Source organism: Streptomyces sp. NPDC041200 (assembly GCF_055591805.1).
This window is the reverse complement of record NZ_JBVIZF010000123.1, coordinates 1-2,299: the sequence shown is the minus strand read 5'-3', so window position 1 is coordinate 2,299 and position 2,299 is coordinate 1. Positions and strand designations below refer to the sequence as shown.

2 protein-coding genes are annotated in these 2,299 nt (G+C 67.9%); both read left to right on the top strand.

The genetic code is table 11. The annotated features are described in order from the left end of the window. On the top strand, nucleotides 1-881 hold an 881-nt coding region (locus ACZ6CL_RS42905; RefSeq protein ID WP_468947003.1), incomplete at its 5' end, for a sugar ABC transporter substrate-binding protein. A 159-nt stretch (nucleotides 882-1,040) separates the two neighbouring features. Further along, a partial coding sequence (locus ACZ6CL_RS42900) for a sugar porter family MFS transporter (protein WP_468947001.1) occupies nucleotides 1,041-2,299 on the top strand: 1,259 nt, incomplete at its 3' end.

Below are 2,299 nucleotides of genomic sequence, written 5' to 3'. Positions count from 1 at the left end.
CGGGCAAGGCCTCCACTCCCCGCATGACGATCGCGATGGTCACCCACGCGCCCTCCGGCGACACCTTCTGGGACACCATCCGCAAGGGCGCCCAGGCCGCCGCCGCCAAGGACAACGTCAAGCTCGTCTACGCCGGTGACGAAAGCGCGGGCGACCAGGCCAATCTGATGCGGAACGCGATCGACCAGAAGGTCGACGGGATCGCCGTCACCCTGGCGAAGCCGGACGCCATGAAGGCCGTGGTCGCCAAGGCCAGGAAGGCCGGTATCCCGGTCGTGGGCTTCAACGCCGGTCTGTCCGTCTGGAAGCAGCAGGGCCTGCTGTCCTTCTTCGGCCAGGACGAGTCCGTCTCCGGCCAGGCGCTCGGCGGCAAAATCAATACCACCGGTGCCAAGCACGCCCTGTGCGTCATCCAGGCCCAGGGGGACGTCAACCTCGAAGAGCGCTGCGCCGGGGTGAAGAAGACCTTCAGCGGCAAGACCGACCTCCTCTACGTCAACGGCACCGACATGCCCTCGGTGAAGTCGACCATCAAGGCCAAGCTCTCGCAGGACAGGTCCATCGACGAGGTGGTCACGCTCGGCGCCCCGTTCGCGCTCACGGCCGCTCAGGCGGCGTCCGAGGCGGGCAGTAAGGCGAAGGTGGCGACGTTCGATCTCAACAAGGACCTCATCTCCGCCATCGAGAAGGGCAGTGTCCAGTTCGCCGTCGACCAACAGCCCTATCTGCAGGGCTACTTGGCGATCGACTCGCTGTGGCTCTACAAGAACAACGGCAACTACAGCGGCGGCGGTGAGGAGCCCGTGCTGACCGGCCCGGCCTTCGTCGACAAGAGCAACGTCCACACGGTGGCCACGTTCGCCGCGAAGGGCAACCGGTGAGGCCGTCGGCCTCCGCAACAGCGTAGTGACAACCTATTGACATGACATTTGTGCGACGGCATCGTACTCGCAGACGTCGTTTAAAGCGCTTTAACTCGCACGCCATCCCCGGGCCCGGACTGGCTCCCCACACCCGCACACCAATCAGTAGGAGGTGCCATGGACGTCAGGGACGACACGCCCCAGGCCCCCACACAGAGCAACGCCGTCACGGACCATGCCTCGCCGAGGGTCTACCGAAGACTGCGCGTCATCACCATCATCGCCACCTTCGGCGGACTCCTCTTCGGCTACGACACCGGTGTCATCTCCGGCGCGCTCCCCTTCATGGCCCTCTCGGCCGAGAAGGGCGGGCTCGGGCTGACCCCCCTGACCGAAGGGATCGTCGCGTCCTCCCTCGTGGCGGGTGCCGCGTTCGGCGCCCTGTACGGCGGGCGCCTGTCCGACCGGTACGGGCGCAAGCGGGCGATCCTCGGGCTCGCCGTGCTGTTCTTCATCGGCGCGCTCGGCACCGCGCTCGCACCGGACCTCGTGGTGATGGTGCTGTTCCGGGTCCTGCTCGGGCTCGCCGTCGGCGGCGCGTCCGCCACCGTGCCGGTCTTCATCGCCGAGCTGGCCCCCGCCGCACACCGCGGCCGTCTGGTGACCCAGAACGAGCTGATGATCGTGACCGGCCAGTTGCTGGCCTACACCTCCAACGCGGTCATCGCGAAGACCATGGGCGAAGGCGGCGTCTGGCGCTGGATGCTCGCGCTGGCCACGATCCCGGCGGTGCTGCTGTGGATCGGCATGCTGTTCGTGCCCGAGTCACCGCGCTGGCTCGCCTCCCGCGGCCGTTTCGACGACGCCGCCCGGACCCTCGGCCTCATCCGCGACCCGCAGGTGGTCGAGCCGGAGTTCGCCGAGATCAAGCGGCGCGTCATGGCCGACGCCCATGAACCGCGGTCGAGCTGGGGCGACTTGCGCACCCCGTGGGTGCGGCGCCTGGTGATATTCGGCTTCGCGCTCGCCACGCTGACCCAGCTCACCGGCGTCAACTCGATCATGTACTTCGCGCCGACGATCCTGCTGGACACCGGGCTCGGCACCCAGGCCGCGCTGACCGCCACCATCGCCAACGGCGTCGTCGCGGTGCTCGCCGTCTCCACCGGCATGTGGCTGCTGGGCCGGTACGGGCGGCGCCCGATGCTGCTGACCGGGCAGATCGGCGTCACGGTCTCCCTGGTGCTGATCGCCTTCTGCTTCCTGGTCCTGCCCGAATCGGCCGCCCGCAGCTACCTCGTCCTGGCGTCCATGCTGATGTTCCTGCTGTTCATGCAGGGGTGCGTCGCGACCGTCTTCTGGCTGATGCTCTCCGAGATCTTCCCGCTCCGGCTGCGGGGCTTCGCGATGGGCATGGCCGTGTTCGGCACCTGGAC